Source organism: Kitasatospora sp. NPDC029367, from assembly GCF_055569135.1.
In genome coordinates, this window is the sequence record NZ_JBVHYH010000083.1 from 22644 (window position 1) to 28643 (window position 6000).

Genomic DNA, 6000 nt, shown 5'->3' on the forward strand with positions numbered 1-6000 from the left:
GTGCAGTGCGGTGGCAGGCCTGGCGGGCCTGGCGGACCTGGCGGACCGTCAGTGTCGGACGACCTGCGGACCTGCGGTGCCGGGGGCAGGCTAGCCGACGCGGGCGAAGATCCGATCAACGCACGGACGAGCGTACGGTGACCGTTCGTCGGTTACGGCTCGGCGGGGACGCTGCCGGGGGCGGTGCCCAGGTGCCAGGCCTCGATGTCGCGGTAGTGGATCGGGCCGGGGCCGCGGCCGGTGTTGCTGCCGACCAGGTGGAGGCGTTCGGCCCGCCAGGGGCGGCCGTGGAAGCCGGTGAGGCCGGCCGCGGCCCGCGGGACGCTGGTGGGGTCGTCGCGGCGGGCGCGGGCCAGGGTCAGGTGGGGGCGCAGCGGGCGCTCGTTGAAGTCGATGCCGCAGGTCCTGGCCAGGGCGCGGACGTCGGTGGCGAGTCGGTGCAGGGCTTCGAGGTCGCCGCCGATGTCGGCCCACAGGAGGCGGTCGTCGAAGTGGCCGCCGCCGTGCAGGCGCAGGCGCGGGGCGGGGTGCGAGGGGGCCAGGGCGGCCAGGGCGGTGCGCAGCGGCGGTACGGCGGTGGTGGGCAGTTCACCGAGGAAGGCGAGGGTGATGTGCCAGTCCTCGATCCGGTTCCACCGCAGTCGCGGGTAGGCGGTGTAGGCGGGGGCGAGGGCGTGGGCCAGCTCGTCCTTGGCGTCGTCGGGTGGGGCCAGGGCCACGAAGACGCGCCGGGTCGGGGGCTGGGGGTGATCGTCCACGGGGGATTTCTAGCACCCCGGCCGCCGGGTGGGTCGGGGCGGGGATCGGTGGTGGGGCCAGGGGTGGGGATCAGGGGTGAGGGCCAGGGGCGGGGATCAGGGGGCGGCCGGGGCGAGGTCGAGGACGACCATCTTGTCCGTCCGGCAGCTGTCGAGGTCGGGGTGGTGCCACGACTGGCCCGCGCGGATCCGGTGGAACCTGAATGTCGCGTTCGTCCCGTTGGCCGCGACGATGCAGCGCACCGGGCCCGGGTGGTCCGCTCCGGTGAGGAGGCGGCGGAACTCCAGGGCGAGGGCGGTCCCGTGCAGGAGGAGGAGGCGTTGGTCGTCCTCGGAGATCTGCGGAGCGTCGTCGACGATCCGGACCTCGACGGGGACGTGGTCCTCCAGGTGGAAGGAGCTGTCGGCGCACTCCCAGGCGGTGAGGTCGGTGAAGGCGGCGGGCGCGGCGTCGGCGTCGGCCGTCGAGTCGGCCCAGGTGAGGACGGCTCCGCGGCGGGTGATCCCGTGGGCGAGGCGGTCGCGCAGGCCGGGGGCGAGGCCGCCGGGCGGCGTCAGGGCGGCCGGGTGGTCGAGCACTCCGAGCGCCTGGGCGGCGGCGTCGTTCATCCTCAGCGACAGCATGCGGCCCATGGTCGCAGCCGCAGCGGGCGGCACCGGGGGCAGGTCCCGGGCTGGGGTCCCGGGCAGGGGCCCGGGCAGGGGGCCTGGGCGCAGGTCCTGGGCGGGGGTCAGTCTCCTTGGGACCAGGCGGCGACGGGCAGTGAGAGGTAGACGCCGAAGTCGGTGAGCCCGGTCGCGGCGCGGATGTTCGCGTGCAGGGTGTCCACGCGTTCCTGGCGGTCGGCCGCCCGGCTGGCGAACCACTTCGACTTGACCTCGATCACCACCGCCAGGCCGCTGCGGTCCAGCGGGCCCAGCGGCCGGAACCGCAGTTCGACGTCGCCGGGTCGCAGGTCCCCGTCGTACGGCTCCTCAGGGCACTGCACGGCCAGGGACACCAGGTGCGGCAGCACCGAGCCCAGGTCGCGCAGGGTGGACTCGGGCACGGTGGGCGCGTGGGTCACGTCGACGAGCGGCATGTCCGACACCCTAAGGCGGGTCTGACAATTCCCGCCGGGCGCGCGACGCCGGGGCACGCACCTCGCCGCGTTGTCGTCAGTCGCCGATGCTCCGCATGGACTCCCTCCTCCGCCTTGCGATGCACGCACCCCAACGCCGCACGCTGATCCGACGCGAATTGTCAGACTCGCCCTAGAACGCCCGGCCCGGGCCGGTGGCGCCTCCCGCGGACCGGCCGCAGGAGACACCGCCGCCGGGGCTACAGGCTCTTGCTCGCCAGCAGCGTTCCCTGGGCGTCGTACGCGGCGAGCCTGATGCCGGTGAGGGGCTGGGGCCGGCCCTTCCCGGCGCCGGTGGGCTTGAGGGCAGGCGCCCAGGCGTAGCCACTGGCGTAGCCCGGGGTGCCGGGGAGCGAGGCGACGGTGGCCCAGTGGGCCTGGCCGTCGAGTTCGACGGTCATCCGGGCGACCTGTCCGGGCCCGTGGTAGACGAGGTTGTACAGGCCCTGCTGGTCGGGGCCCGCGTAGTACTGCACGGTGAGCTCGGTGGTGGCGCCCGCGTCCCAGGAGTAGCCGCTGCAGCCCGGGCCGCTGCCGTAGGAGGGGGCGTCGTGGATGCAGATCTCCCGGTCCTTCAACTGCATCCACCAGTCGGGGCGGCCCAGTGGCAGTTGCCGGCCGGGCTCGGCGACGACGGCCTCGGGGGCCGCTCCCGCCGGGAGCAGCGGGGCCTGGGTGGCCAGAGCCGCGGCCGGGGCGAGGGCCCCGTCGCCGTGCCGGGCGGACAGCACCGTGCCCGTGCCGACCGCCACCGCGAGCGCGGCCGCCACGGCCGACGCGCCCACCGCCATCCGCCGGCGCTGGCGGCGGGCGTGGATCCGTACGGGCTCGGCGGACCAGTGCGCCACCGTGAGCCGGGACGCCTCGTCGCGCAGGGCGCCGCGCACCATGTCCTCGGTGTCCATCAGCTGTCGTCTCCGTTCGTGCCGTCGGTCGTCGAACCGCTGCCGCCCGCGTAGGGGGCCAGCGCCGGATGGGTGCGCAGCTTCGCCAGGCCCCTGCTGGCCTGGCTCTTCACGTTGCCCGGCGAGCAGCCGAGGATCTCGGCGACCTGCTGCTCGCTCATGTCCTCCCAGTAGCGCAGGACGACCACGGCCCGCTGGCGCTGCGGCAGTTGGGCCAGTGCCTGGAGCAGTACCGAACGCTCCTCGACGTCGCGGTGGTCGGCGCCCGCGGTGTGCGCCCGGTCGGGCAGGACGGGCACGAGCAGTTGTCTGACCCTGCGGCGCCGGTACCGGCTCAGGTTGTTGTTCACCAGGGCCCGGTGGACGTAGGCGTCCGGCTCCTGGAGGCGGCTGATCCGGGGCCAGTTCCGGAAGGCCTTCGCGAACGTCGCCTGTACGAGGTCCTCGGCCTCGTGATAGTCGCCGGTGAGCAGGTAGGCGGTGCGCACCAGCCGTGGCCAGCGCGAGGCGGCGTACCCCTCGAAGTCGAGCTCCCGCAGGCCGGGGCCGCCCGCGGCAGCGGGGGCGGGCCGGGGCCGGTCCTCCACCGGGGCGGGCAGTATCCTCGCGGTCATCCAGTTCCTCTTCACGTTCCGCGCGACGGCCCGACCGGGCCATCGCTCTGCCCTACTCACCGCCGCGACGGCGCAAGGGTTGCACGACGGAACCGAATCTCCGGCCGGGGTTCCACGCGTCCTGGCGGCCGGAGGGCGGGACGCGCCCCAGGGGGCGCGGGGGCGGGCTGCGGCGGGTCACCGAGGGCCCGCGGCCGCAGGCCCGGCGGGCGCGGGGTACCACCGACCGCCCGCCGGGGCCCGGGTCAGCCGGCCTGTTCCTGCTCGGCCTCGACCTGGGCGTTCCACTCGCGCTTGACGGCCCGCCAGGCCTCGTCGCTCTGGCCGAGCCGCCAGTAGCCCGAGACCGACAGCCGCTCGCGCGGGACGCCGCGCTCCACCCGCAGCAGGTACCGCAGGTCCTTCACGAAGCCGGCCTCGCCGTGGACGAACGCGGACACCGTGCCGGCGGGGAACTCCAGGGCGCCGACCGCCTCGACCAGCGCCCGGCCCACCGGGCGCGCGCCGCGGTGCAGCCAGTGGACCGCGGCCCGGGCGGGCGAGCGGAGCTTCTGCTCCTCGGCGGCGTCGGCGACCTCGACGAAGGCGTGCACCACGGCGTCGGCCGGCATCCGCTCCAGCGCCGCGGCGATCGCGGGCAGCGCGCTCTCGTCGCCCGCCAGCAGGTGCCAGTCGGCGTCCGCGTCGGGGGCGTAGCCGCCGCCGGGGCCCAGGAAGCGCACCGTCTCGCCGGGCTGCACGCGGGCCGCCCAGGGCCCGGCGAGGCCCTCGTCGCCGTGCACCATGAAGTCGACGGTCAGCTCGTGCAGCGCCCGGTCCCAGGCCCGCACGGTGTACGTCCGGGTGACCGGCCGCTGCTCGGGCGGGAACTCCTCGCGGATCCGCGCGAGGTCGAAGGGCTCGGGGTAGTCCACGCCCTCGGGGGTGAAGAGCAGCTTGACGTAGTGGTCGGTGAACTCGGTGGCGTCGAAGTCCGCCAGCCCCGCGCCGCCGAGGACCAGGCGCACCATGTGCGGGGTGATCCGCTCGGTGCGCAGCACCCGTGCCTCACGGGCGCGCGGTGTCCGGCGGGTCGGTTGCTCTGCCATGGTGCCCCCTGGGCCGTGTGGTCGTCGCACTGCCTGGTTAGGCTTGCCTAAGTTAGCACTTCTGAGGCGGCGTCCGGCCCGGGGGCGGGGTGGGGGTGTGGCGGTGCTCAGCGCGGCGGGTCGATCCGCTCGACCGGGCCGAAGTCGCGGAAGGTGCCGCGGGTGCGGATCTGGACGCCGCCCAGGTCGGTCTTCCGGTCGAAGCGGACGGTGCGGCCCTAGGCGTCGATCCACTGGTCGAGCCGGAAGCTCTCCACGCCCTTGCTCTTGAGGATCTTGTACTGCTCGGCCTCCAGCGGCTTCATCTGCTCCACGCCGACCGTGCCGGAGAGGTGGAAGCAGGGCGTGCCGTCGCAGTCCTCCATCCCCGTGCGGGCGGACGGGCCGAGGGCCAGCAGCGCCTTGGCGTAGCCGTGGTAGTCGGCGACCCGGTCGCCGAGCGGCGAGGTGCGCCAGCTGCCGCCGCTGCGGATGTAGGTGGTGCCGTCGCCGGTGACGACGACGTTCGGGGTGTCGCTGCCGCCGCCGACCATGTCGCCGCCGGCGGCGGTCATGGACTCGGTGAGGCGGCCGGAGCGGACCGGGCCGTTGAGGTTCACCCGGGCCTTGGTGCGCGAGTTGAGCGGGCCGGCCTCGGTGGTGAAGTCCTGGGTGGCCGCGTACGGGGTCGCCTCCGCGAGCGCGAGCGCCTTCTCCGGGTCGATCGCCCCGCCCGCCGTCGTGGCCACGGCGGTGGCGGTGGGCGTGGGCGTGGGCGTCGGGGTGGGCGTGGGCGTCGGGGTGGCCGTCGGCGCGGCCCCGGCCGTGGTGGCCGACGCGGTCGGCGAAGCGGTCGGCGCCTTGCCGTCGTCGCAGCCCACCAGGGCGACGAGGGAGACCGCGGTGGCGGCGACGGCGAGCACGGTGGAGCGGCGCATGATCAGGAGACCCTCCGGTCGGACGAAGTGACGGGGCATCCTGACACGAAGGCTGCTCCGCAGGCGAACCGATTTCCCGTCAGCCCGCTGCGGCCCGTGGCGCCGCTCCCCGGCCGCTGGCCGCGCCACGGGCCGCAGCGGCCGGTGCTCAGCGGTCAGCGGTCAGCGCAGGACGAGGAGCTTGGTGCCGGGGACGAGCTTGCGGTTGACGGAGGTGGACTGGACGAAGACGGTGTAGGAGGGGTTCTCGCCGGGCTTGACGACGGCCTCGGCGGCGGGCAGGCCGAGGAGTCGGCGGGCGGCCGGGCCGGAGAAGACGCGGCCGGTCATCCGGCCGGTGGCCGGGTCCTTCTCGGCGACGGCGAGCTGCTTGTTGCCCTGGATCTTCTCGCGCTTGGAGAGCTCGTAGAAGGCGCAGCCGGTCTTGTACGGGTGGCCGGCGCTGGTGACGAAGTCGCGAATGGGGGTCGCCTCGTCGACGGGTATGAGGATGTACTTGCCGGTGCTCAGCGGTCAGCGGTCAGCGCAGGACGAGGAGCTTGGTGCCGGGGACGAGCTTGCGGTTGACGGAGGTGGACTGGACGAAGACGGTGTAGG

At 74.8% G+C, this 6000-nt stretch carries 8 protein-coding genes; all 8 read right to left on the bottom strand.

Features of this window, described 5'->3' with window-relative positions; genetic code table 11:
* Positions 1-152 precede the first annotated feature (152 nt).
* Positions 153-758, bottom strand: a complete 606-nt coding sequence (gene thpR / locus ACZ4W5_RS32415; protein WP_465658573.1) for an RNA 2',3'-cyclic phosphodiesterase — start codon at positions 756-758, stop codon at positions 153-155.
* 96 nt (positions 759-854) lie between these two features.
* The gene (locus ACZ4W5_RS32420) at positions 855-1382 is read right to left on the bottom strand and encodes a hypothetical protein (protein WP_465658574.1); all 528 of its coding nucleotides are present in this window, start codon (positions 1380-1382) and stop codon (positions 855-857) included.
* 107 nt (positions 1383-1489) lie between these two features.
* The gene (locus ACZ4W5_RS32425) at positions 1490-1840 is read right to left on the bottom strand and encodes a hypothetical protein (protein WP_360231928.1); all 351 of its coding nucleotides are present in this window, start codon (positions 1838-1840) and stop codon (positions 1490-1492) included.
* A 239-nt stretch (positions 1841-2079) separates the two neighbouring features.
* Positions 2080-2784 (bottom strand): hypothetical protein, encoded by a 705-nt coding sequence (locus ACZ4W5_RS32430; protein WP_465658575.1) that lies wholly within the window; start codon positions 2782-2784, stop codon positions 2080-2082.
* Positions 2784-3398, bottom strand: a complete 615-nt coding sequence (locus ACZ4W5_RS32435) for a SigE family RNA polymerase sigma factor (RefSeq protein ID WP_465658577.1) — start codon at positions 3396-3398, stop codon at positions 2784-2786. The genes ACZ4W5_RS32430 and ACZ4W5_RS32435 overlap by 1 nt, the downstream gene beginning before the upstream one ends.
* 245 nt (positions 3399-3643) lie before the next feature.
* Positions 3644-4486, bottom strand: a complete 843-nt coding sequence (locus tag ACZ4W5_RS32440; RefSeq protein WP_465658578.1) for a siderophore-interacting protein — start codon at positions 4484-4486, stop codon at positions 3644-3646.
* A gap of 218 nt (positions 4487-4704) precedes the next feature.
* Positions 4705-5403, bottom strand: coding sequence for a hypothetical protein (locus ACZ4W5_RS32445; RefSeq protein ID WP_465658579.1), 699 nt, complete (start codon positions 5401-5403; stop codon positions 4705-4707).
* 162 nt (positions 5404-5565) lie between these two features.
* Positions 5566-5733, bottom strand: a complete 168-nt coding sequence (locus ACZ4W5_RS32450) for a hypothetical protein (protein WP_465658580.1) — start codon at positions 5731-5733, stop codon at positions 5566-5568.
* Positions 5734-6000: the final 267 nt, after the last annotated feature.

Excerpts from the sequence above, each read along its gene's own strand:
- ACZ4W5_RS32420 (WP_465658574.1), bottom strand. The coding sequence starts at position 1,382 with ATGCTGTCGCTGAGGATGAACGACGCCGCCGCCCAGGCGCTCGGAGTG.
- ACZ4W5_RS32425 (WP_360231928.1), bottom strand. The coding sequence starts at position 1,840 with ATGCCGCTCGTCGACGTGACCCACGCGCCCACCGTGCCCGAGTCCACC.
- ACZ4W5_RS32430 (WP_465658575.1), bottom strand. The coding sequence starts at position 2,784 with ATGGACACCGAGGACATGGTGCGCGGCGCCCTGCGCGACGAGGCGTCC.
- ACZ4W5_RS32435 (WP_465658577.1), bottom strand. The coding sequence starts at position 3,398 with ATGACCGCGAGGATACTGCCCGCCCCGGTGGAGGACCGGCCCCGGCCC.
- ACZ4W5_RS32440 (WP_465658578.1), bottom strand. The coding sequence starts at position 4,486 with ATGGCAGAGCAACCGACCCGCCGGACACCGCGCGCCCGTGAGGCACGG.
- ACZ4W5_RS32445 (WP_465658579.1), bottom strand. The coding sequence starts at position 5,403 with ATGCGCCGCTCCACCGTGCTCGCCGTCGCCGCCACCGCGGTCTCCCTC.
- ACZ4W5_RS32450 (WP_465658580.1), bottom strand. The coding sequence starts at position 5,733 with ATGACCGGCCGCGTCTTCTCCGGCCCGGCCGCCCGCCGACTCCTCGGC.